Here is a 23,643-nt window from a genome sequence, read left to right on the forward strand (position 1 = left end):
TCATGTTCGTTACAGTTGAAAAAGATGTACACATTTTTGTTGAGGATATTAACCCAGGCCCTGGAAGTAAACCTGTCTTCTTCATTCATGGCTGGCCTTTAAATCATCAAATGTACCAATATCAATTTAATATCTTACCACAACATGGTTTCCGCTGCATCGCCATGGATATACGAGGAAACGGACAGTCTGATAAACCATGGACTGGTTACACTTATGATCGTTTAGCTGATGATATCGCAATTGTATTAGAAGCACTTCAAATAGAAAATGCTACGTTAGTCGGCTTCTCAGTCGGTGGCGCTCTCTCTATTCGGTATATGTCACGATATGATGGGCGTCGTATTTCCAAACTTGCATTAGTGGATGCTGTCTCTCCTTCTTTCGTGAAAAACCAAGAATCCCCTTACGGCGTACCGAAAGAACAAGCAGATGCTCTTATTAATCAAATGTATGTAAATTTACCTAAGTTTCTAAGTGATGTATCTTTATCATTTTTTAATAGAAACTTAGGAGCGGCTACACTAGAATGGTTTTCTTATCTCGGTATGCAGTCCGCTTCTTATGCTCTCATCAAAATTTTGCAAGCAGCCGCGACCGAAGACGTAACGAAAGACTTAAGTAAAATTAACGTTCCAACAAAAATATTCCACGGTGTTCACGACCAACTCATCCCTTATAAAAGTGCTGAGCTAACAAAAGAGCGAATTAAAAATTCTGAACTATATCCTCTTACAAATAGTGGCCACGGCTCTCCAATCGATCAAGCGGATGAGTTAAATAAAGAACTGATAAAATTTTTAAATTCATAGTTCCTTTACGGCAAATTCTTTTTTCTTAACTACCTTTTGCACGAGCAAATTCCACATATGGCTTATTCTTCTCTTCCATTAAAAATAAAACGATAATGCGGAAAAAATGAAGAGTTGGAACAATCGTCATACAAAGAATCGGTAAGACATATGCACGTTCATCATTAAACGCATAAATGGTAACGAAGCGATATCCTGTCTGTTTATAAATCCATACAACAAATAATTGCAAACTAAAAATTAATAACAAATCTGGAACTGATTCTATTAAAATTAAACAAATTGTCCAATTATATACTAGATGAAAAATTCACACACTTCTCACAAATCAATTATTAAAACGACTCTATTTTAATTTATACTAAATGTACAAGTAATACTCCCTAAACCTAGCTTGTCTGGTTATCCCGTTAAATACTATGAAAAAAGAACTTGTATCGTATACAAGTTCTTTTTTGTCGCCTATTTAAATAATATATCCTTACTATATTGCTTTCCGATGAGTAAGTCATATTGAATAAACTCATATTGCTTTAACATTTCTTTTTGTTTTTCTGTTAAACTTTTTATTGCTTCTCCGTCTTTTCCTATCTTCAATTCATCACGAAGTACGGGAATTTCTCCATATAACTTCGATAAAAATTGATAGAACGGTACCTTATTTAATCCAGCATAATCAAAGACAAGATTTGAAAAATAGATTGGACTTACTAAACCTAAATTGTCATTTGGCATATCAAAATTTGCATACATTAATAACGGCGTTTGCGCCATCGCTAATCGTTCACTTGGTGTTTTTTCATTCGTTATATAACCAGTCTCTTTATAAAGAGATTTATTCGTTCCTAGTGATGGGAGATGGTCCCCAAAGAATACTAATAATGTAGGTCTATCTAAATTATCTAGCTCCTCTATTAAATATTGAAGAGCTTCATCTGAACGTCTTAAACCTTCTGTATAAGTCTCTAATTCAGCCTTCGATTCTTCATTCTCTAAACCACTAATCTCTATTTGATTTTCGCCAAATCTTCCTTCTGTAAATGGAAAATGATTTTGCATTGTAACCGCATGAATAAAAGTAGGTTTCTTTTGCTTCTCTAATTCAGCTATTATCTCTTTACTCATAGATAAATCGCTAATATAATCTCCATCAACTTCTACATTTTCCATCGTATCTTGTGCATTAAACTTATCAAACCCTAACACTTTATATACGTCATCCCGTTTAAAGAATGAGCGACCGAACGAATGAATTGCACTTGTATAATACCCTTCTTTTTTCAAAGCTCGAGGAATTGATGGAATTTCTTTCTTATTTGTAACAACTTGCTGATACGGTATAGATCCTGGTTTTAACAAACTCATTGAATAACTCGTTAATACCTCAAATTCAACGTTCGCAGTATTTCCTCCAAATGCAGGAGAAATAGTTTGTCCACCAGGAAAACTTTCTATATAATGATGCAAATTAGGTAAAGGATCTTCACTAAAGGACAGGTTCGTTAACTTCGTTGGATCCCAAAACGATTCACTCATTACAAAAATAATATTCGGTTTCTCTTTTTGCTTCTGTGTCCCTATATTGCTACTATATTGTTTCTTTATATCGTTTGCTATTTGAAGCATATTTTCTTTTGAATACTCTTTCGGCTTTTCAATAACTGTTGTATCTAGATTACTTATAAAGCCTAACACAAAACCGTTCGAAGCATAATTTTCATTTTGATTCCACAAAACGAACTCTATACCTGACTTTTGAAACCATTTATTCATAAACGTATTCGTAAAATTACCATACACATATAAAATAAAAACGGATCCTATTATAAATAGTACTCGTACGCCTGCATGAACTTTTACATTTTGAATATACTTCCTCACATACATACCCGCCAAAATACAGACAATAACACTTACAATAACGAGAAGAATATAACCCCAACTAAAATAATCCATCACCATTGGTATAACAGATTGCATATGTCCAATCTGTGTAAAATCAGAAGGATATAGTGGATCTCCCCTAAAAACAATTTTGAAGTGATTTACAATAGCCAAAATGATTAGCAAAATGCTTGTCAAAATAGTACTCAAAAAAACTTTCCCAAGTACGTTATACACTAAAACATATATCGCATAAATTACAATTAAACTAAATATAAACTGTGCGTTATAATTGTAAATCCAATTCAGTGTATTTACGAGATTCATATTATTTTGTGTGAAAATAAAAAGCAAAGTAACCACATGCGCTACTAAAAACATTCTAATATAAATCCTAATAATCCGTTTAAATTTATTAACAATATCTTTATTCAAATGCGCAACATACAATAGTACAATCCACATCAAAATTGTCATTATACTTAAGACAATTTTTTGATTTAACATATCTTTCATCGTATCTAAACTAAAATATTTTAAAATCAAGAAAAGTGTGGGTATTACATATAGGGTTACTAGGCCACTTAACATCGCTGAAATTAATATACTTCTTCTTGGCTGATGAAATGAAAAATTACACCTCAATTCATTCCCTCTTTTCTGTTTATTAATTTCACCCCGCACCGTAATAAAATATTACTTATATAAACATAACATATTATGTACACAACGTCTTCTCATGTACACCCTCCGTATAATGTCATCTGTTACCTCTTGTACATACCGAATAGAAAAGAACCTGTCATGTGACAGGTTCTTCTCGTTATTTATTAGGATACGATGATTAGCATGTTTACTATACAAGAGGAAGCATCCATATTTTCCATATGATACTTACGATTACTATAAGTACAAAATCAAACAAATCTAATCTCGGACCCTTTTTCATAGTCATGTCTAGCCACATATGAATCCATTTCATTTCCTTATATTTATGAATATTTTTCTTTGCGAATCGGTAAGTGAGCACTTGCATGATGTAAATTCCAATTACGCAAATAAGCAATAAGATGAGAAATTCAAACACAAAATTCCTCCCTATTTTTGAAGCGTTCTTTCTACTATATGGTTCTTCAAAATCCATTCCTCAAACTGAGCACTTCCAAACTCCCAGCTCAAATCACGAGCATGTACAGAAAAAACGTAATAACCAGCATATTCGTCCATAAACCGACCTGTCTCTATCTCCTCTTTCTGAAGACCGTATACTCCAAAATTAAAATACACATCCCACACGTCTTCATGCTTCCTCTTATAAGCAATCGATTCCATATCACATTCAGTTCCGAAATAATCAAGATGTAAATGTACGCTATCATCGTATTCGTAATCCATTTTATCACCCCTTATATTTGTACTTCTTTACTACCCAAAAAATTCCTGCTATATATACTCACATATGGGCACTTACCTACATATTATGCTTGTAGATTGACTTCTAGGAGGTGTCATATAGTGAAAAAATTAATAACCGTTTTTTGCATCATGTTACTAGCTGTTTTCACATTCGCTGCTTGTAGTAGTACAAAGGAAAGTACGAAAGAACAAGCTCAAAAAATTCGCGTTGGCGAAGTTACACACTCTCTTTTCTACGCACCATTATATGTTGGAATGGAAAAAGGATTTTTTAAAGATGAAGGCTTAAATATTGACTTACAAACAACAGCTGGCGGAGATAAAACGATGACCACCCTTTTATCTGGCGGAATTGATATTGCTCTCGTTGGTTCAGAAACGTCTATTTATGTTCATCAACAAGGAGCAAAAGATCCTGTCATTAATTTTGCGCAGCTTACACAAACAGATGGCACATTTTTAGTTTCCCGTAAAAAATTAGACTCTTTTAATTGGAACGACGTAAAAGGCGTTACGTTTTTAGGACAGCGTAAAGGCGGCATGCCGCAAATGGTTGGTGAATACGTTTTAAAGAAAAATGGTATTGACCCTCGCAAAGATACGAACTTAATTCAAAATATCGAGTTTGCTAATATTGCAAATGCCTTTGCATCTGGTACGGGAGAATTTGTACAGCTCTTTGAACCGACTGCAAGTATACTTGAAAAAGAAGGAAAAGGTTATATCGTCGCGTCTTTCGGGGCTGAATCTGGTACTGTCCCTTATACAACGTTTATGGCAAAAGAAAGTTTCTTAAAGAAAGATAAAGCTGCTGCAGAAAAATTCACGCGCGCACTATATAAAGCGCAGCAATGGGTTGATACACATAGTCCAGAAGAGATTGCCGATGCCGTTTCACCACTATTTAAAGACACTTCAAAAGACATTTCAGTAAAAGTAATTGAGCGCTACAAAAAACAACATTCTTATGCGACAAATCCATTATTAGATGATGCAGAATGGAAACAACTCCAAACGATTATGAAAGAATCTGGTGAATTACAAAAAGAAGTTCCACATGAAGCGCTCGTCAATACAAAAATTGCCGAAAGCGTTATTAAGAAATAGAGGCGAAGTGTATGAGCTTTTTACAAATACGTAACGTTTCTCACTGCTTTTTTGCAAAAGAAAATGCCAAACTTATTCTTGAAGATATGAGTTTGCAAGTAGACGAAGGCGAATTTATTTCAATCCTTGGTCCAAGTGGTTGCGGAAAAACAACGCTCCTCTCCATCATCGCAGGTCTACTCGATCCAATTGAAGGTATCGTATTTTTAGATGGTGAACCGATTACAACTAAGACCCCCTCTATGGGCTATATGCTCCAGCAAGATTACTTGTTTCCGTGGAAAACAATTGAAGAAAATATTATGCTCGGACTTCATATTCGGAAGGTTTATGATGAAAATACGAAAGAACATACATTAAAGCTTTTAAAACAAGTCGGCCTATATGATATAGAACAGCAATACCCTCGTGAACTATCCGGTGGTATGCGCCAACGTGCTGCACTCGTTCGAACATTAGCGACCGACCCAAAAATTTTATTGTTAGATGAACCATTTTCCGCTCTTGATTATCAAACAAAATTAAAACTAGAAGATCTCGTCTTCACATTACTACGTAACTATAAGAAAACATCCCTACTTGTGACACATGATATTGAAGAAGCAATTGCGATGAGTGATCGTATTTATTTGCTGCAGGCGAACCCTGGAAAAATTGCAAAAACATTCATCGTCCCAGAAAGTATCCGTTCCTTATCGCCGTTAGAAGCACGCCACCACCATGACTTCCCATCCCTCTTCCAAGAAATATGGAAGGAGCTGGAACGACTTGGATAATATAAAACAACTACATGAACAGTTTCGAAAAAAAGAAAGACAACATGCATGGTTAGCTCGCTCTTTACAACTTGTACTTCTTGTTCTTTTCTTTGCACTATGGGAAATAGCTAGTAAAAAAGAATGGATTGATCCTTTACTCTTTAGCTCTCCTTCAAGTATTTGGGATCTCTTTTTAACGAAATGGATTGACGGTTCACTTTGGGTCCACATATGGACGACATTACTTGAAACAGGAGTAGGCTTCATTCTCGGAACTATACTCGGAGCTATTATTGCTACTCTCCTTTGGTGGATGCCACTTTTGGCCCGCGTACTTGATCCTTATCTCGTCGTCCTAAATGCAATGCCAAAAGTTGCACTCGGTCCAATCATCATTGTTATTTTCGGTCCAAATATTTCATCCTCTATCGCAATGGGGGTAATCATCTCCATCATCATTACCATTCTCGTTATTTACAGCGCATTTCAAGAAGTCGATTCCAACTATATTAAGGTCATGGACACATTTGGCGCAAATAAATGGCAATGCTATAAGCACGTTATTCTCCCTTCATCTTTCCCTGCAATTATTTCAACGTTAAAAGTGAATGTTGGCTTATCATGGGTCGGTGTTATTTTCGGGGAACTCCTCGTTTCTAAACAAGGGCTTGGCTATTTAATTAGCTACGGATTCCAAGTCTTTAACTTCACACTCGTCTTACTCAGTGTATTGCTCACTTGTGTCCTCGCAACTCTTATGTATGTATTTGTCGAGGCATTTGAAAAACTCCTTATTGGAAAACGAAAAAAAAGCTGACTTAGAGCGATACGCTAGAGTCAGCTTCTTTCTTCTACCTTTTATCACACATTTTCGAATCATCTGTAACATTCCCATTAGCAACCGTAACTGTATGGAAACAATCTTTCACACGCACCGTAACGACATTATCTTTTCGATCAATAATATGATAATCATTAAACTCTTTATTTAATGCACTACGAATTTGCTCCCCTTCAAAAATCGGAAAACCGTGAGACATTACCCAAATGAGACCAGCAACAGCAAGAATCGTTTTCATACGTTTCATTACCTCCTCGAGAGTAAACTTATAGCCCCTATACTATGCGCATTATAATTGTGTCTAATTTGTGACGTTTTTATACTAATTCTATTTTAATGATTCAGTTCCTTCTTCTTTTTTAAAAAAGACAGAATTTTCAATTTTATCAACATAAAGAAACGCAAAGAACTACAATTCTTCACGTTTTCCCTTGGCTAAAATATATCGAACACATAATTCGCATTAATGTCCACTTGGTTTTTCTATCGTTTTCGAAACATCATATAATCCCGCTAACACTTCTGCTCTCATTTTTACAAGCTCGGAGAATTGATAGAAGAAGGCAATTTTTTTATATTTTAATTCTGTTCCTTCTTTCACCTTTTTTGAATCTTGTAAAATAAACGCTGTAAATGTATCTGCGATATCTTCCGCTACATTTGTCGTTCCATACAGTGAAACAAACTCACCATGCTTTTCCTTAAAAAATTCAATTTGAGCTTCTTCGCTTTCTTCCACTTTCTTTTCTGTCCACTCCTGGTCAATTGGTTTCCAGAAAGAATTATAAAATTGATTTATATAAGAGCTCTCCTTCGCACATCCTTCTTGTAAGAAAAGAGATTTACATTTATTTTGGTATGATGAAATATCTTTATCTTCTTCAAAAGCCTTTAAGTACTTTTCATTTACTGGTATTTGTTTATGTCCCAGTGTCAATACGTGAGCCGTCTCATGTATTAATGTTTTCATCACTTGATCGATATTTACTGCAGAATCAAGCGTATCTAAACTAATAGTCCACTCTTTCGGATACTCCATACTCGGCATAACATGAGCCACAATTCCATCGTATCCATCTGTTACCATATCAAACTCTTTTATGTCAGTGCGATACTTAGCAGGAATAAGCGTGCTATACATCTCCCATAACGATTCATGATAATCCCTATCTTGACGTTGCTTTAATACTTCTTCTTTCGCGTCCTTATCCTCCGCAAAAGCCTTATTCAATCGTTTGCGATCTAGTTTATCAAAATAAGGATCTACAATTTCATCACCATCAATATAATAAGAAGCTAAAAAGAAATAATTTTCATCATCCTTTTTTTTCATTTCTGCTTCTTTCATATCGTTACTTGAATGTCCTTCTAAATCATAATCCTCTAGTACTTCAAGTTCTGAAAGTCCATCTATCTTTTTATATACTTTTTGAAGTGTTTTATCACCTATTTGTGTGCATTCTTCTGTCGTTTCGCACACATCTTTTTTCTCTCTTTTCGAAGTTTGCTCCGACATATCACATCCAGCTACTAAGCCCGTTGAAATCATAAAACACACTAACTTGCCATAAAGTTTCTTCATACGCACCTCCATTATTCCATTCTACAAAAATATCATAATCATTTTTTAACGAATATGCGATAATTAATTATAAAAACTGTATGGAGGTTTCCCATGATTCGAGCAATCTTATTTGACTTAGATGGAACACTATTAGATCGTCGTCAATCTTTAGAGCAATTTATTCGTGATCAATATAATCGCTTCGCCTTTCATTTGATAAACATAGAAAAATTCGAGTATTGCTCTCGTTTTCTCGAACTCGACAATAATGGTTACACATGGAAAGATAAGGTATATTCCACTCTCCTTTGCGAATACAACATTACCACTTTAACGCAAGAGCAACTGCTGCACGACTACATTACAAACTTCCAACATCATTGTATTCCTTTCCCAAACATGCATGAATTACTTCAACAACTAACTCAGCAAAACATTAAAATCGGTATTATTACAAACGGCTTTACTGATTTTCAAATGAACAACCTTCGAGCACTAAACATACATACGTATACAAACACGATTCTTGTTTCAGAAGCGGAAGGAATTAAAAAGCCTCACCCTGAGATTTTCGAACGTGCTTTACAAAAGCTAAACGTAAAAGCAGAAGAATGCCTTTACGTTGGAGACCATCCAGAAAATGATGTGCTTGGTTCTGAACAAGTAGGGATTCTTGGCGTTTGGAAGAGAGATTTATTTTGGGGTGACTTTGAACATTCACGTGTGGTGGATGATTTGTTAGAAGTGCTTTCGTTTTTAGAGGTGGAAATAAAAAAAACATAAAGCAGTCCAAAGAACCACTCTACGGAAGAGAGGTTCTTTGGACTGCTTTACTCATAAACTGTAAACTGCGGTTTACTCGGATGATCTTTAACTAGCGCATCATCTGGAAACTTTGAAACTTTTTTATATAAAGCAATGTCACCGATACAACCTGCTGTTAGTAGAATCCCTAAAAATGAGAGTGGCTCCAGATTCATAGCTAATCCCAATACAATTGGTAAAATTCCAGTTGGTAAAAACGGAAGCATTAACACTGTCTTCATTTGCTTTACTGTAATCACCTGTTTAGAATGAGCATATGCAGCACCTAATTTCCAATTGACGCCCCATTTTAGTTCACTCCACGGAACACCTCCGATATAGCGAAATCCAATTAAATGTATTGCCTCATGAATACAAACGAGAATAATCATTCCAATAATCAAAAGAAACATAATCGGCAATGTAATTTCAATTTGAAACTCGCCTGAAAAAAGCGCATGTAAAAAACTAATTCCAAATGCCAAAACAAATATTATAAGAAATGCATAGAAATTTAATTTAACCATCGAAACCGCAACAGTCGTTTCTTTTCTTTTATCCATCTTTTCCCCTCCTAAAACGTAAATACACCTTTACAAAATTGTATAATATACCCAAAATAAATGTAAAGATATATTTACATTTATTTTGAACACAAAAAAAGAAACCGGCCACTTTACTTCGTAAAACAGCCGATTTCTTCTATATGTTTCATCGTACGCGCTAATACATCATCGCGCATAATAAAGCTAAATTTTCTATCAGTTTTAATATTATCAGGAATGTCTTTTAATAACACAGACCCTTTCGTTTCTTCGTAATGCGTATGTTGCTCTACCGCACTAATTGTTGCAAAATAAATGTTTTTAATGATTATTTTGTCTTTTCCGGATACTTTGTATTGCCCTAAGTAAGTTAAATCAGAAACTATGCCGCCGGTTTCCTCATGAACTTCTCGAACTGCCGCTTCTTCCGGTGTTTCCCCGAGTTCTACTTTACCACCTGGAAATTCAAGACCACGGCGTAAATGATGCGTTAATAACCATTGATCCCCGTACCGGCATACAACCCAAACATGCTTTGGCTCAGGAGAAAATGGGTAACGTTCAAACGATAATTGTACAGTGTTGTGGTAATAATCTTTAAATTTGTACATGCCATTACTCCCCTATTGATGATTACAAGTTTTTCCTACCACAAATTGTAGCATATTCTCGCTTTTCTGCATAATATTATCCAATTACAATCCATTGATTATTCCCATTTGTGCGACTAATCCTTTCGTTTCATGATTCCCTAGATCATAAATCATTTTATATGCTTTTTGTAGTTGTTCATCATATCGATCATTATTCGAATCGTGATGATACTCAACGAATGGAACGTGGGAGCGTACATACGAACCTAAGTCCTCTTCATACGCTTGATCAAAATACTCTCTTAACTCCGTAATCTCTTCGTCATTTGCATAAATTTCAAAATTATACGTATCCGCCGTCTTCACTTGCGAAATTTGACCATTTCCAACTGATATATAATATGTTTTTTTATTCTCCATGTAACACCCTTCTTTCATCCTTTTAATTTCTATTGTTTTCATCAATTACAAAATTATGTAAAATAAAGAAAAGGAGGGATTTCATGCTCAAAATATTAATTATCGGCATTATAGTACTGATCGTATTAGTACTCTCCGTCATGACGATTAATAAAGGCTATGCATATAAAGTGAAACTATAATCAGTGGGGGTTTTGTTCATCCCCCACTGATTATTAGCCTTCACCAATCGGGCGTTTACGGGCAGTTGATCTCCCACCTAACTTCTTTGCTCCATCCGAATTTTGAGGTGGGAGTTTTACTGCCCGTTAATGCGGGATAAACATTCTGTTGATAAGCCCCAAGATAACCCTTATCCGAAAAATAATAAGGAGGAATCATAGTATGCTTCGTATACTTCGCATCGCAATCGCACTCACTGTGATAATTATGTCGGCAATTGGGCTCTATACAGGTCAAAATAACTTTCTACCACTTTCACAATTTCTATTAGGAGCTTTAATGTTTCTCATCGCAATTGAGCAAATAAAAAAGAAGGATTCAGGAACCGGATTTATTTGCATTGTTGCTGGAGCTTTCATTTGGATTGTTCTTATCATTACCTACATAAAGTAGAAGGAGGGTCCTTGATGTTAAAAGGAGTTCGAATTACTTTTTCACTTATCGCTTTATTTATAGCAATCTATGGTTTTATCAGCGGCAACAGAGACATTATGCCTTACATGTTCATTTCCTTAGGCTTGATGGCTTTCACTATGGGTCTAGAAGAAATAAAGAAACAGAGACAATCTAGTGGCACACTTGCTTTCATAGCTGGCGCTGCTGCTTTATTTCTTGGCTTCTCAGAAACATTTCGTTAAATAGTCTCTTTAAAGGAGGAATTCGATGCTAACTGGAATACGCTATTTTTTCATGCTTCTCACAATCTCTCTTTGCACTTATTCTCTTGCTACCGATAATTTCACACTTCTCCCATACATGCAATTTGCTCTCAGTTGTTTCTTTATTCTTCTAGGAATTAATGAACTGAAATCCGGAAGAAAATCAATGGGTATCTCGCATTTTTTCGTTTCTATTCTTATGCTCTTCATTGTAATATCGAACTACCTTCGTTACATGTAGAATGAAACTTTAAATACCAACTACGAACTGTTATTACATTGAAGACTAATTTAAAACTACAAGAAGATAGGTGGTAGTATGCTAAAAACATTTCGCATCATATCCGCTCTTATTGTCATCTCTCTCGCTCTATATGGAATATCTACAAACCCGCTTGTTACGATGCCCTATATGCTTATTGCCTTATCTATTATGACTTTCATCATGAGCGCAGAAGAAAAACAGAAAGGAAAGAAAGTACATAGTACACTCTCCTTCTTTTCTGGCGTATTTACTTTAATCGTCGCTATTATAATTATTATCTCCAGGTAACTAACTCTTTCTACTTAAAAGGGGCTAAAATGCACATAAAACAAATACAACTAATCATCGTTTTTATTACTTTGATTCTATGTTTATACAGTACATTTACAATGAACTTTCAAATCTTTTCACCTACCATTTGTATGGCATTTTAGTAGGAATTGAGATGATTCAAAAGCAGTAAAAGCAAATTGGAGCTATTAGCATCGGTTTAAGTATGTTTACCATTATTTTTGTCATTCCATTTATACTGTTCTTCTAAAGGAGGATTTCATGTTAAAAAACATTCGAATTATAATAGCGACTATCGCTCTTATTCTCGCCCTATTTAGCCTCTTTTCAAACTTCTCTATGCTTTTACCATTCGTATTTATCCTTTTAAGTATTATGTTTATCCTTTTTGGAATTGATGAAATAAAAGAGCAGCAAAAAGCAAAAGCATTTGTTTATTTTCTCGGTTCTGCCTTTATTTTATATGTTGGGGTGTCTAGTCTACTTTCATAAAAAAGAAGAGCAGATTTTGCTCTTCTTTAACTCACCACTTTCAATCCAATAATCGTCCCCATAATTCCAACGATACAAATAATCCGAAAAGCATTTTTCGGCTCTTTAAAAAATAAAATACCGACAACCGCTGCACCGAGCGTCCCAATTCCAGTCCAAACTGCATATGCAATTGATAACTGAATTTCTTGGAGCGCCATCGTTAAAAATTGAAAACTAATAATAAATCCACCTATTAAAATAATATTATTCGTCCAATTATTATCTTTTGCTACTTTCTTTATCCCAATTACACCGACAATTTCAAAAAGCCCAGCTATAATTAAATACATCCACGCCATTTTATTTCACCTCTTCCTTGTCGCCACTAAATTTCAATCCGATAATAAATAGTGCTAATAAACAAACAAGGAAAATTTTAATAAACGAAAATGGCTCTTTAAAATATAAAATATCTACTACTATCGTTCCCACTGTCCCAATTCCAGTAAATACTGCATATGCCGTTCCAATTGGGATTCTTTTAGTTGCTTCAATTAATAGATGAAAACTAACTAAAATTGCAATAAGTGTCAAAATACTCATCGAATTTGTTTTTAATCCTGTTGCCCAATATATTTCAATTAAGCCTCCAAATACTAAATACAGCCACGCCCTATTTGTACTAATCTCCTTTTTCTTTTTCACTTCTTCTTTTACCTCTTGTCGTGTTTCTTGCTTTAGCGAACTACGTTTCTTTTTCGGAAAAAAGATATACGACATCGCCCAAATAAAATGAATAATGAGCACCGATGTCCAAACACTGATAATGGTATTAACAGTTGTATTTTTATAAAAGCCTATTTGTTTATTCAAAATCCATTCTTTCATATGAAGAATATAAGATCCACTTGGTAACTCTTGAGCTGGTACAAGCCCTATTACAAAAATAAATAAAAGCTGCGCAAGAATGAAAATGCCCACATGTTTATAAAAGTATTGCCGCTCTAATCGTGCGTGCTCCTTTCCATATAGCTTCTCTTTTTGCATAGCTGTCATTTATCTTCCTCCTTTTTCAAATAATACTCTACCATTTCATCTATATACTTCATTGTTTCCGAATCAAGTCCATATACTTTTGCAATCTCCCCCTCTTCAGGTCTAATTAATTCCCAATACTTATTTATTAATTGTTCATCTTCTTGAAATATATGCATGGAAAAAGCCACTACTTTCTCCGCCAATTGTTGAACTTCTGGTGAATCTACTGGTTCATTTATACGCTCGCGAATTTCTCTTAATACTTGCAGCCACTCTTTCGTTCTTTTATCGTTTTCTTCAAATGTTGGTAAGCCCTGAATAATCTGCTGCTCTTCCTCATTAAAATATCTTTTCCAAAATTTCTCCCTCTGATCAATTCCCTGTACTGATTTTATAAATAACATTAAATCTTTTGTTCTAAGCTCTCCTGTTAATTCAATGGAATGAAATGTTGTATATAGTAGCTTTTCTAAATCCTGTAATCTTTTTACTTCCCCTTGTATTGTTTGAATTTCATTTTGAATCGCATTTTTCCATCTTCCTTCTTCTGAAATCCCCTCTTCTTCTTTTAATACTTCTTTTATTTCTGAAAGCTTAAAACCAAGCTTTTTAAAAGTTGTGATTTGCTGCAATGTAATTACATCATCTTTTGAATAGTAACGATATCCTGAATCAGCAACATAAGACGGTCTTAACAATCCAATTTCCTCATAATATCTAAGTGTTCTCGTCGTTACATTCGTTTCTTTTGAAATTTCGCCAATGCTATACTTATCCATCAGTTCCTCCCTTTACTTACTTTATTTATCCCTACTATAAACTTTGACGTATACGTTAAAGTCAATACTCTTCATAACATACATTTCTACAAATAAAAAAACTGCCCTTTCACAGGCAGTTTTTTTATTTGTAGGCAATAAGACTCTCACCCACTGATTAAAGTATCACTTTATCCAAACACTTTCTCAAGTTCATCTTTATCTTGGCTTAACCAGAAGTTCATTAAGCGTTGTGCTCCTTCTAAGTCGTGAAGCTTCGCTTGGCCACATTGTGTTTCATTTGCAGCTGGAATTTCTGTAATTTGAACCGCATCTTTTAATGTTAGTTCTAATAAATCAATGATTTCTCGAACCGTCGGTGTTCCGCTTACTACAAGATAATATCCTGTTTGGCAACCCATTGGTGAAATATCGATAATATCAAAATGCGGATAACGATCAATATATTTACGTAAATTAAATGCTAATAAATGCTCTAACGTATGAATAACATCTGGTTTCATTGCTTGTTTATTTGGTTGGCAAAAACGAATATCAAATTTATTTACAATACCGTCACTACCTACATTGTGGACTCCGCAATGTCTTACATAAGGCGCCTTTACAATTGTATGATCTAATTCAAAGCTTTCTACTGATGGCATATAACATCTCTCCCGCTTTTAATTTAATTCCGTTATATCCAATATGATATAACGGAAATCGACATTAGTAAAGAATTATGTACGGTCGTGCTATAATACTTTAAGACTATGCTGAAAAGGAGACCATTATGAAACAGATTTTTATCGGTATTATACGCTTTTATCAAAAGTTCATTTCTCCGATGACACCGCCAACGTGCCGCTTTCATCCAACTTGCTCTCATTATGGATTAGAAGCGTTTCAAAAACACGGTGCCTTCAAAGGATTTTGGCTTACATGTAAGCGTATATTAAAATGTCACCCTTTCCATCCAGGAGGATTTGATCCTGTCCCAGATAAAAAGGATGACAAAGTAAATTCTTAATTTTCGTAACCATTTACAACTAAATCTAATTTTCCTGTGTCAGGATCTATAACAAGACCGTGAACAGGTACTTCTTCCGGAAGTAACGGATGGTTGCGAAGTATTGACACACTATGTTCTACACTTTCTTCTACACTAGAGAACCCTTGTAGGAATCTTTCTAAATCGATTCCAGAATAACGAAGTGTATCTAATTTCTCTTCTGTTACGCCGCGCTCTTTCATTTTCTCAATTGTACTGCTTGCTTGAATTTTTGCCATACCACAATCATGATGACCGACAACACATACTTCGTCAGCTCCAAGCTCATATACAGCGACTAAAATACTACGCATAATACTTCCAAACGGATGTGAAATAACAGCGCCTGCTACTTTAATAATTTTCACATCACCGTTACGCATATTCATTGCTTTCGGTAATAATTCAACAAGACGAGTATCCATACAAGAGATAATTACCATCTTTTTGTTTGGAAATTTCCCTGTTTCATACTCTTCGTATTTTTTCTCTTCAACAAATTTTTCATTGTATTGTAAAATCTCTTCTAATGACTTCATAGTAAAGAACCCTCTTTTCTCTCATTTACACTACATATATAGTGTACCAAAATTTGAAAAACTCAAAAAGGATATTGCTTTATAGTAAAAATAGGATATTTTCAGATAATCGACATAATTCTTTCAAAATATACACACACCTTTGTAACAAGTCTCACATACTTTAAACGTTTTTTCACTATAAACTGATTGTAGATAATGTAAAAAAGGAGTGAATATTTATTATGTCCGACGTTCTGTTACTAAGTCGTTTTCAATTTGCAATTACTATTTTTTATCACTTTTTATTTGTACCTTTGACAATCGGACTTGTTATTTTAGTAGCATGTATGGAAACTCAATACGCCCGCACATTGAATCCAACATACCGTAAAATGGCAAATTTCTGGGGAAAACTTTTTACAATTAACTTCGTAATGGGGATTATAACCGGAATTACGATGGAATTCCAATTTGGAACAAACTGGTCTGAGTACTCCAAATATATGGGGGATATTTTCGGATCACCTCTCGCAATCGAAGCACTCGTTGCCTTCTTCTTAGAATCTACTTTCATGGGAATATGGTTATTCGGTAAAGACAAAATCTCACCAAAGTTCCGTGCTTTCTGTATGTGGATGGTTGCACTTGGAACAAATATTTCTGCCCTTTGGATTATTACAGCAAACGGCTTTATGCAAAACCCCGTTGGCTATGTAGTACGTAATGGCCGCGCTGAATTAAATGACTTCTGGGCTCTTGTTACAAATCCATATGCATGGAATATGTTCTTCCATACTGTAATTGGTTGTTATATTGTCGGTGCTTTCTTCGTTATGGCAATTAGTGCATATCACTTACTACGTAAAAACGAAGTGGAATTCTTCAAAAAATCATTTAAATTTGGTTTAATGTTAGGTTTATTCGCCGCAACAATTACACCATTTATGGGCCATCAATCCGGTGTATCAGCTGCTAAATATCAACCAGCAAAAGGAGCTGCGATGGAAGCTGTTTGGGAAACTGGAAAAGGACAAGGCTTCTCAATCATTCAAATTCCTGATGTGAAAAATGAAAAGAACTTTGAATTCCTTACTATTCCCAAACTCGGAAGTTTCTTCTATACAAACTCATTTGATGGAGAAATTGTTGGTTTAAAAGATATTCCGAAAGAAGATCGTCCAAACGTTAACCTCGTGTACTATAGCTTCCGCTTAATGGTTGCACTTGGTATGTTCTTTATGGCATTAACTTGGTATGGATTCTATTTAAACCGAAAAGGAAAACTAGAAAACTCAAAACGTTATTTAAAAATTACAATGTGGTCTGTCTTACTTCCATACATTGCGATTAATGCTGGCTGGATTGTTGCTGAAGTAGGTCGTCAACCGTGGACAGTTTATAAACTAATGCGTACAGCAGAATCCGTGTCACCTATATCAGTTCCACAAATTTGGTTCTCATTAATTAGTTTAATATTGTTCTACACTTTACTCTTAATTGCAGATGTATACTTAATGCTGAAGTTCGCGAAAAAAGGACCCGCTGCATTAGAAGAACCTGCTACTGAAGGAGGTACAGCTCATGTCTCATGATATGCTTGCAATTATCTGGTTCGGTTTATGGGGCGTAATTTGGACAGTTTACTTCATTCTTGATGGCTACGCACTCGGTAACGGGATGATTTTCCCATTCGTTGCGAAAGACCGACAAGAACGAAATCAATTACAAGAAGCAATTGGTCCATTCTGGGGTGGTAATGAAGTATGGTTAATTACAGCTGGTGGTGCAACATTTGCTGCCTTCCCAATCACATATGCAAATATGTTTAGTTACCTATATACACCACTGTTTTTAGTATTACTTGCACTATTTGCTCGTGCCGCTGGACTTGAATTTATGCATAAAGACGATTCACCAATTTGGCAAAAAACTTGTAAATGGGCATTTACAATTGGTAGTTTCCTAATCGCCTTCTTATTCGGTGTTACATTCGCTAACCTGTATTACGGGCTGCAAATCGGAAAAAATGGTTATGAAGGAACTTTACTTAGCTTATTAAACCATTATGGTATTTTAGGTGGTCTTTTCTTCACTGCTATATTCGTCGTATCTGGTGCCCTTTGGATTATGATTAAAACAACTGGCGAAGTATCTGATCGTGCTTATAAAATCGCAAGACCATTTTCAATGGCAGCTGCTATCATTTTAGCTATTTTCTATGTCGCAACTGCAAATCGTACAAATTTATTCCAAAACTTCACGGAATATCCTGTACTATTCATTCTTCCAGTACTTGCAATGTTAATGAGTGTACTCACACTTATTATGGTGTACAAACATAAAATCGGCCTTGCATTCACATTCGTTTGCTTAACAATCGCAATGTTTATGACAACTGGTTTTGCAGGTATGTTCCCAAGAATGTTACCATCTCGTATTAACGACGCTTATAGTACAACGTTATACAACGCAGCTGGTAGTCAATTAAACTTAAAAATTATGTTCTTCGTTGCAATCGTCATGGTACCAATCGTTATTGGATATCAGCTTTGGAGCTACAGCATATTTAAAAATAAAATTCATAAAGACTCTGCTAAAGGATATCACTAAAATAAAAAAGACACTTCGAGCGAAGTGTCTTTTTTATTTTACGTATGATTTTCGATAAGATGTTACATTTCTAATCTAACAACTATGATAAAGAAGAATCACTAACAGCTCACAACTAAATTGTATCACAGGGCAAGCACATCATTTTATGCAATTTTACATATAAAAATTATAACGTAGATTGAATTACTTGGTCATACACATCGTTATCCGTTACATCTGCCGTACTAATACCACTGAATGTCCTCACATTTAATCCGGTATTTGAAGATCCCGATCCATTATAAGCTTTCGTTTTTTCAATCGGATGCACATTATATTTATCACCTAAATTAATTGTTCCGTTACAGTTTTCAATAATAACACCTTCAACGACTGCCGGCATTTTTTCACCTACTTTCATTTCGTTACTTTTATTTTATGAACATCGCCTAAAAAAATAGCATGTTTGAATAAGAAAAAGCACTCAAATTGAGTGCTTTTTCTCTAAGCATTAATGGCAAGTTTGGAGACAGTTGACTTCTTCAAAATTTTATTAGGGGTAATATTTTGAAAAAGAAAGCCTTTCATATGTAGCTTAACACCACTGGAATATATAGTAAATTGATAATGTTTATACGGAAGATTGCTAATGTTTAGTATAGATAGTTTGCACTACGTTAATAGTGGAAATTATCTATACTAAGAAACAAAAAGACGCCTTTCAAGAAGACGTCCTTTCCCCTGTTTATATATACCCCATCCCGCTTTTTGTAAACACACACTAGAAAACAGAATCATGAATTGTTACAAGATTGTTAGGTACAAAAAGAGTAGAGATAAATATTAATATAAAATTCTGCTTTATAGCGTGTATCCACAACTTATATTTTAATCCTCTTCCCTTGAAAATAAACATAATATGCATAATTACATACCAAAAAGAAAAAGACACTCCACAGAGTGCCTCTTCAACCATTTTACTTTTAATATATCGCTTTGAATACATTTTACCATATTTAACTATATCGTTTGTTGAGAAAATTCGAAATCGTTATTTTTTTATCAACATCTTCAAAATCATGTAATATTAAGGATGCAATAAAACATTATACAAATTGAGGTGTACTATATTTATGTATTTCGGAATTATTCCTCTTATATTGTTTATTACTTTTCTTATTTCTTACTTAAAAGATCCACGGAAAATAATAAACGGTTTTTTATTCAATGCCTTTTTCTGTTCTTTCCTTATTTTTTGTACTATTACATCCTATGATTCAGGCAATACTACCCTGCATTCAATTATATTGCTACCTATTTTAGCACTTATCATTATGATTCCTTTTGGTATTATCGCTTTAATGTTTGGGTTATTTCTGAATGCTAGAATTTTAATGAAACGAGAAGGAAGACGTTTCACTAACTGTTTAACACTCATTGCTGCTTTAGGTATTTTATTCTTTATGTTACTCCCTATTATAAATCCAGCAAGTTTGTTCTCATCACATTTCCAGCCTATTTTCGCTGGTATTTCTCTTATAACTGTATATTTCTTTATACACTTATCTAACTTCTTAACTGCTTATTTTTTATACCAATTCAACAGACCAAAGCGTAATCAAGATTTCATCATCGTTCTTGGTAGTGGCTTAATTAATGACAAAGTGCCACCTTTACTTGCAAGTCGTATTAATAAAGCGATCGACTTCTATTGGAAACAAGCCGCTGTGAATACACCACCAACAATCATTTTCTCTGGTGGACAAGGTCCAGATGAAGGGCTTCCGGAAGCAGAAGCGATGCAAAATTACGCTGTTGAAAAAGGAATTTCTCTTGAACATACAGTGCAAGAAAATCGCTCTGTAAACACATATCAAAATATGTCGTTCTCTAAAGAAATTATGGATTCTTTAAAGCCTGAAGGTAAATATAGAAGTATTTTTACAACGAACAATTTTCACCTTTTCCGCGCTGGCATATATGCAAGACAAGCTGGCCTTAATAGCCAAGGAATCGGATCAAAAACAGCCTTTTATTACTGGCCTAATGCAATGATTCGCGAATATGTCGCAATTGTCGTTATGGGGCGTAAGCGCCATATGAAAATATGTGGAACTATTTTAGGTTTCGCTTTATTCCTAACAGTCGTTAGTTTTATACTTTCTTAACAACATCCCATCCTTTAAAAGGATGGGATTTCTTATACGAATTTCAAAAATATTTTAATGGTAATATGGTGATAATATCCCCTGCATACATCCATTAAAGGAGAATTTTTTCAAATTAAATGTTAAAATGGAGTTTAGGTGTGAATTACGTAACAAATAAGAAACTAGTTTGAAACGAGGAAATTATATGAAAAAAATGATCAAGAGTAAGCCCAATAAGCTAAAAATTGCTTCAAAAGCTTTAATGATTATTATTGGGGCATTTATCACAGCATACGGATTAGAAGCGGTATTAATTCCAAATAACGTATCAGACGGTGGTGTGACTGGTTTAAGTATCGTTAGTTCAAGATTATTTGGATTGCCATTAGGAGCTCTAATCGCAGTTATTAACATTCCTTTCGTTTGGTTAGGATATAAACAAATCGGTAAAAGCTTTGCAATTTATTCCATCATCGGGATTGCTTCATTAGCAATAGGTACCGTTGTCATGCACGGAATCCCAACAATTATTGAAGGCGACACGCTTTTAATTACTGTTGTTGGTGGTATTATTATCGGTTTCGGTATGGGACTAGCACTACGTAACGGCGGCGCATTAGATGGAATCGATATGCTAGCTGTATTACTTTCTCGTAAGTTACCTTTTGGAACAAGTGACCTTATTTTATTCTTAAATATGTTTGTCTTTATTTTTGTTTCAACAGTATTTGGTCTTCAAGGGGCTATCCTTTCGGCAATTGCTTACTTTATCGCTTCGAAAGTGATTCATATCGTTGAAGTTGGTTTAAGTGGTTCGAAAACATTTAAAATCATCACGAAAGAGCCTGAATTAATGGTAGAAACAATTCGCGATCGTTTAGGCCGAAGCGCAACATACAATGAAGTTTATGGTGGTTATTCAAGAGAGAAATTTAAAGAAATATCTTGTGTAATTAACCGTTTAGAAGAAAGTAAAATGAAGGACCTGATTAATGAAATCGATCCTAATGCCTTTATTACAGTTTATGACGTAGCTGAAGTAAAAGGCGGTAGCTTTAAGAAACGTGATATTCATTAATCATTATGAAAAAAGAGGGTGTGCCAAAATATTGGCACACCCTCTTTTTATTATGAAGTTGGTAAATCAATATTCCTTTTCGAATCGTTGATATATTTTGAGTTACGATAGATATAATCGAAAAACCGTTGATATATTTTACTCCCCCCATCTTCCTCCGCTTTTAATCCAATCGACGTACTTTTGAAAGGCGTTCACTTCATGTTGAAAGCGAAGCGGAATATATAGAAAGAGAGTACATGTACATAGTATCCATAGAATGCCAACTACAAAGTGAAATTTCATCGTTGTACTAATAAACAAACTGAGGAATAATACGAGGAACATGATTAAACTAAATCTTTTATACATAGTCATAATATTCCCTCCTTATTCATTAATTGTACCAGCTACAAGGAATTAATTCCCATAATAAAAAGACCGAAAAGCAAATTCCACTTTTCGGTCTCTATACTATCTTCTCTTCATAATTTTCCCTGAACCGCCAACCCTTGTTTTCGGGGGAGACGTATTCTTTGGTGGGGTTTTAATGGATGATTTCGGCTTCACATCAGATCCGCTCGAGCCACCTGGGTTTTTCGTGATTTTCCCTTTGCTTCCGGTAGAAGGCGGTGGCGTCTTGTCACTTCCTTTTTCCGTAATACTTCCTTTATCACCTACAGATGATTTCGGATCTACATTATCGCCTCGCTTAATAATAGATCCTTTCCCTTCCTTCGTAATTGGAGGCGGGGTTTTCTTTTCTTCTTTCGTAGGTGGTCTTTCCGGGATAACCGGTTTATGATTTTGTCTGTCATTATATCCGCGATAATCACCGTATGATGATTTTCGTGAACCGAATATATCGTTTAATATACTCCCCATAATATATCCTTGTAAGAAGGATGGTTGGTAATTCTGACGGACAAATTCTTCATTACTTATTTCAATTAACGTATCAGATGGTTTCTCTTTATCCTTTTGTAAATTATACATTTTATCAGAATAAACGAGGAACATTTGATTTTCGTCTTCTTTAGATGCTTGCTTCGGTTTCCTTTCGGCTATAAGCTCCTTTGCAACTTCAGGAACTGACCGATTGGCGGCCCTATACACGTAAGATTCTTGTTTACCATCCTTTGCGACAGACTCTAGTGGGTAACGGTCCTGAATTGACTTCGCCTGACCACTTTGACAGCCCGATAAAGCATAACCGGCAATAACAAGTAATGTAACGATAGCAAGTATAGGGATCACGAACGATTTAATCATGGTAAACAATCGGTTTGACATGATTACGCCCCCCTTATGTTGCTCTTATGATTTGTACATCAGCAGGAATAATTACTTCTCCCTCATACATCATTGTGCGACCATTTTGCCATTCAACACGTAATAATTTGCGGTTGTCCGACTGGAATTCCCATACGTACTGTTCTTCTGAAGCAGCGAATGGTGTTTTCCCCATAACAACAACACGTCCATTATATTGTTCTTCCATATGATACTCTATATCATCCATTTCAATCGTCGTCGGAATTTCATCGATTGAATCTAAACGACCATCAATCGGTGTATACAATTTGTAATACGTATTTTCACGGTCTTCAATTTTCAAATAACGAATATCTTTCCCGTCCTGCAAAGTTAAAACAATCTCTTTGCGAGAATGCATGCTCGTTTTCCCAGTTAATTCGTACATGACTAACGAGACTTCAATCATATCGCCAGGAGCCAACGTTAAAAGACTCTTTTCTGGCTTCGGCGGCTCCGGACTCTTCATTATATTTTTAATACGTTTAAATAAACTCACAATCTACC

Annotated in this window: 32 protein-coding genes and 2 pseudogenes; 16 read left to right on the forward strand and 18 right to left on the reverse strand. The window is 34.9% G+C overall.

The window, feature by feature from the left end; all coding sequences use genetic code 11:
• Positions 1-2 precede the first annotated feature (2 nt).
• A complete protein-coding gene (locus MR155_RS16690) occupies positions 3-812 on the forward strand; it encodes an alpha/beta fold hydrolase (protein WP_113938157.1) in 810 nt (269 codons plus the stop codon).
• Positions 813-837: 25 nt separating this feature from the next.
• On the opposite strand, the gene MR155_RS16695 is transcribed toward MR155_RS16690, so the two are convergent.
• The 4 genes from MR155_RS16695 to MR155_RS16710 all read right to left on the reverse strand — a co-directional run bounded on the left by MR155_RS16695 (position 838) and on the right by MR155_RS16710 (position 4,091).
• Positions 838-1,122: an ABC transporter permease subunit gene (locus MR155_RS16695; RefSeq protein WP_313897559.1), complete on the reverse strand. Its 285-nt coding sequence runs from the start codon at positions 1,120-1,122 to the stop codon at positions 838-840.
• A 152-nt stretch (positions 1,123-1,274) separates the two neighbouring features.
• Positions 1,275-3,341: an LTA synthase family protein gene (locus MR155_RS16700; protein ID WP_242310596.1), complete on the reverse strand. Its 2,067-nt coding sequence runs from the start codon at positions 3,339-3,341 to the stop codon at positions 1,275-1,277.
• Positions 3,342-3,552: 211 nt separating this feature from the next.
• Positions 3,553-3,783, reverse strand: a complete 231-nt coding sequence (locus tag MR155_RS16705) for a hypothetical protein (RefSeq protein ID WP_002034470.1) — start codon at positions 3,781-3,783, stop codon at positions 3,553-3,555.
• A gap of 11 nt (positions 3,784-3,794) precedes the next feature.
• Entirely contained in the window at positions 3,795-4,091 is a 297-nt protein-coding gene (locus MR155_RS16710) for a DUF3986 family protein (protein ID WP_113938161.1), read from the reverse strand.
• Between the two features lie 120 nt (positions 4,092-4,211).
• Between MR155_RS16710 and MR155_RS16715 the strand changes: the two genes are divergently transcribed.
• From MR155_RS16715 to MR155_RS16725, 3 genes are read left to right on the forward strand one after another with little or no spacing between them, the layout of a single operon-like run.
• Positions 4,212-5,219, forward strand: coding sequence for an ABC transporter substrate-binding protein (locus tag MR155_RS16715; protein WP_219301159.1), 1,008 nt, complete (start codon positions 4,212-4,214; stop codon positions 5,217-5,219).
• An 11-nt stretch (positions 5,220-5,230) separates the two neighbouring features.
• Positions 5,231-5,995: an ABC transporter ATP-binding protein gene (locus tag MR155_RS16720; protein ID WP_016102906.1), complete on the forward strand. Its 765-nt coding sequence runs from the start codon at positions 5,231-5,233 to the stop codon at positions 5,993-5,995.
• Complete coding sequence (locus MR155_RS16725) at positions 5,988-6,794, forward strand: ABC transporter permease (RefSeq protein ID WP_002089141.1); 807 nt, start codon at positions 5,988-5,990, stop codon at positions 6,792-6,794. The genes MR155_RS16720 and MR155_RS16725 overlap by 8 nt, the downstream gene beginning before the upstream one ends.
• Positions 6,795-6,828: 34 nt before the next feature.
• Here MR155_RS16725 and MR155_RS16730 read toward each other — a convergent pair whose 3' ends face one another.
• A complete protein-coding gene (locus tag MR155_RS16730) occupies positions 6,829-7,056 on the reverse strand; it encodes a hypothetical protein (protein WP_002089142.1) in 228 nt (75 codons plus the stop codon).
• Between the two features lie 225 nt (positions 7,057-7,281).
• Positions 7,282-8,400 (reverse strand): recombinase family protein, encoded by a 1,119-nt coding sequence (locus tag MR155_RS16735; protein WP_242310597.1) that lies wholly within the window; start codon positions 8,398-8,400, stop codon positions 7,282-7,284.
• A gap of 93 nt (positions 8,401-8,493) precedes the next feature.
• Here MR155_RS16735 and MR155_RS16740 point away from each other — a divergent pair, with 93 nt between their 5' ends.
• The gene (locus MR155_RS16740; RefSeq protein WP_242310599.1) at positions 8,494-9,165 is read left to right on the forward strand and encodes an HAD family hydrolase; all 672 of its coding nucleotides are present in this window, start codon (positions 8,494-8,496) and stop codon (positions 9,163-9,165) included.
• 47 nt (positions 9,166-9,212) lie between these two features.
• Here the strand turns inward: MR155_RS16740 and MR155_RS16745 are convergent, their stop codons facing one another.
• From MR155_RS16745 to MR155_RS16755, 3 genes are all read right to left on the reverse strand, one after another.
• Positions 9,213-9,749, reverse strand: coding sequence for a DUF3267 domain-containing protein (locus tag MR155_RS16745; RefSeq protein WP_113938165.1), 537 nt, complete (start codon positions 9,747-9,749; stop codon positions 9,213-9,215).
• A 113-nt stretch (positions 9,750-9,862) separates the two neighbouring features.
• Positions 9,863-10,342: an antimutator 8-oxo-(dGTP/GTP)ase gene (mutTA, locus tag MR155_RS16750; RefSeq protein ID WP_002015736.1), complete on the reverse strand. Its 480-nt coding sequence runs from the start codon at positions 10,340-10,342 to the stop codon at positions 9,863-9,865.
• An 84-nt stretch (positions 10,343-10,426) separates the two neighbouring features.
• On the reverse strand, positions 10,427-10,744 hold the full coding sequence (locus tag MR155_RS16755) for a hydrolase (RefSeq protein WP_098167633.1): 318 nt from the start codon (positions 10,742-10,744) through the stop codon (positions 10,427-10,429).
• 83 nt (positions 10,745-10,827) lie between these two features.
• Between MR155_RS16755 and ytzI the strand changes: the two are divergent.
• The 6 genes and pseudogenes from ytzI to MR155_RS16780 form a co-directional block, all read left to right on the forward strand.
• Positions 10,828-10,914: pseudogene (gene ytzI, locus MR155_RS32040) on the forward strand (YtzI protein); the annotation flags it as partial.
• Positions 10,915-11,128: 214 nt separating this feature from the next.
• On the forward strand, positions 11,129-11,359 hold the full coding sequence (locus MR155_RS16765; protein WP_016092493.1) for a YczI family protein: 231 nt from the start codon (positions 11,129-11,131) through the stop codon (positions 11,357-11,359).
• 14 nt (positions 11,360-11,373) lie between these two features.
• Positions 11,374-11,604 (forward strand): YczI family protein, encoded by a 231-nt coding sequence (locus tag MR155_RS16770; RefSeq protein WP_242310600.1) that lies wholly within the window; start codon positions 11,374-11,376, stop codon positions 11,602-11,604.
• A 340-nt stretch (positions 11,605-11,944) separates the two neighbouring features.
• The gene (locus MR155_RS16775; protein ID WP_002129577.1) at positions 11,945-12,178 is read left to right on the forward strand and encodes a hypothetical protein; all 234 of its coding nucleotides are present in this window, start codon (positions 11,945-11,947) and stop codon (positions 12,176-12,178) included.
• A gap of 29 nt (positions 12,179-12,207) precedes the next feature.
• Positions 12,208-12,431: pseudogene (locus MR155_RS32045) on the forward strand (hypothetical protein).
• Between the two features lie 11 nt (positions 12,432-12,442).
• On the forward strand, positions 12,443-12,673 hold the full coding sequence (locus MR155_RS16780) for a YczI family protein (protein ID WP_242310602.1): 231 nt from the start codon (positions 12,443-12,445) through the stop codon (positions 12,671-12,673).
• Between the two features lie 26 nt (positions 12,674-12,699).
• On the opposite strand, the gene MR155_RS16785 is transcribed toward MR155_RS16780, so the two are convergent.
• The 4 genes from MR155_RS16785 to luxS form a co-directional block, all read right to left on the reverse strand.
• Positions 12,700-13,014, reverse strand: a complete 315-nt coding sequence (locus MR155_RS16785; protein WP_061674613.1) for a DMT family transporter — start codon at positions 13,012-13,014, stop codon at positions 12,700-12,702.
• 1 nt (position 13,015) lies between these two features.
• On the reverse strand, positions 13,016-13,711 hold the full coding sequence (locus MR155_RS31810; RefSeq protein ID WP_277958696.1) for a DMT family transporter: 696 nt from the start codon (positions 13,709-13,711) through the stop codon (positions 13,016-13,018).
• Positions 13,708-14,472, reverse strand: coding sequence for a MerR family transcriptional regulator (locus MR155_RS16795; protein ID WP_242310604.1), 765 nt, complete (start codon positions 14,470-14,472; stop codon positions 13,708-13,710). Before MR155_RS16795 ends, MR155_RS31810 begins: the two co-directional genes overlap by 4 nt.
• A 170-nt stretch (positions 14,473-14,642) precedes the next feature.
• On the reverse strand, positions 14,643-15,116 hold the full coding sequence (gene luxS / locus MR155_RS16800) for an S-ribosylhomocysteine lyase LuxS (protein ID WP_001141371.1): 474 nt from the start codon (positions 15,114-15,116) through the stop codon (positions 14,643-14,645).
• A 128-nt stretch (positions 15,117-15,244) separates the two neighbouring features.
• Here luxS and yidD point away from each other — a divergent pair, with 128 nt between their 5' ends.
• On the forward strand, positions 15,245-15,481 hold the full coding sequence (yidD, locus tag MR155_RS16805; RefSeq protein WP_002112460.1) for a membrane protein insertion efficiency factor YidD: 237 nt from the start codon (positions 15,245-15,247) through the stop codon (positions 15,479-15,481).
• Here yidD and MR155_RS16810 read toward each other — a convergent pair.
• The gene (locus tag MR155_RS16810; RefSeq protein ID WP_002089163.1) at positions 15,478-16,041 is read right to left on the reverse strand and encodes a beta-class carbonic anhydrase; all 564 of its coding nucleotides are present in this window, start codon (positions 16,039-16,041) and stop codon (positions 15,478-15,480) included. The genes yidD and MR155_RS16810 overlap by 4 nt on opposite strands.
• Positions 16,042-16,265: 224 nt before the next feature.
• On the opposite strand from MR155_RS16810, the gene cydA reads away from it, so the two are divergent.
• Both cydA and cydB read left to right on the forward strand, forming a co-directional pair.
• On the forward strand, positions 16,266-17,615 hold the full coding sequence (cydA, locus tag MR155_RS16815) for a cytochrome ubiquinol oxidase subunit I (protein ID WP_060750091.1): 1,350 nt from the start codon (positions 16,266-16,268) through the stop codon (positions 17,613-17,615).
• Positions 17,605-18,633, forward strand: a complete 1,029-nt coding sequence (cydB, locus tag MR155_RS16820; RefSeq protein ID WP_219301152.1) for a cytochrome d ubiquinol oxidase subunit II — start codon at positions 17,605-17,607, stop codon at positions 18,631-18,633. Before cydA ends, cydB begins: the two co-directional genes overlap by 11 nt.
• 169 nt (positions 18,634-18,802) lie before the next feature.
• Here cydB and MR155_RS16825 read toward each other — a convergent pair whose 3' ends face one another.
• Positions 18,803-19,036, reverse strand: coding sequence for a spore germination protein (locus tag MR155_RS16825; RefSeq protein WP_088040298.1), 234 nt, complete (start codon positions 19,034-19,036; stop codon positions 18,803-18,805).
• A gap of 712 nt (positions 19,037-19,748) precedes the next feature.
• Here MR155_RS16825 and MR155_RS16830 point away from each other — a divergent pair.
• A complete protein-coding gene (locus MR155_RS16830) occupies positions 19,749-20,783 on the forward strand; it encodes a YdcF family protein (RefSeq protein WP_219301151.1) in 1,035 nt (344 codons plus the stop codon).
• A 187-nt stretch (positions 20,784-20,970) separates the two neighbouring features.
• Positions 20,971-21,843, forward strand: a complete 873-nt coding sequence (locus MR155_RS16835; protein WP_219301150.1) for a YitT family protein — start codon at positions 20,971-20,973, stop codon at positions 21,841-21,843.
• Between the two features lie 138 nt (positions 21,844-21,981).
• Here MR155_RS16835 and MR155_RS16840 read toward each other — a convergent pair whose 3' ends face one another.
• From MR155_RS16840 to MR155_RS16850, 3 genes are all read right to left on the reverse strand, one after another.
• Positions 21,982-22,200 (reverse strand): hypothetical protein, encoded by a 219-nt coding sequence (locus MR155_RS16840; protein WP_016095932.1) that lies wholly within the window; start codon positions 22,198-22,200, stop codon positions 21,982-21,984.
• 96 nt (positions 22,201-22,296) lie between these two features.
• Positions 22,297-23,115, reverse strand: a complete 819-nt coding sequence (locus tag MR155_RS16845) for a DUF4247 domain-containing protein (protein ID WP_219301149.1) — start codon at positions 23,113-23,115, stop codon at positions 22,297-22,299.
• A gap of 13 nt (positions 23,116-23,128) precedes the next feature.
• Complete coding sequence (locus MR155_RS16850) at positions 23,129-23,635, reverse strand: DUF4178 domain-containing protein (RefSeq protein WP_016092500.1); 507 nt, start codon at positions 23,633-23,635, stop codon at positions 23,129-23,131.
• Positions 23,636-23,643 lie beyond the last annotated feature (8 nt).

Origin of the sequence: Bacillus cereus group sp. BfR-BA-01331, assembly GCF_022663915.1 — a bacterium.
GTDB lineage: Bacteria > Bacillota > Bacilli > Bacillales > Bacillaceae_G > Bacillus_A > Bacillus_A mycoides.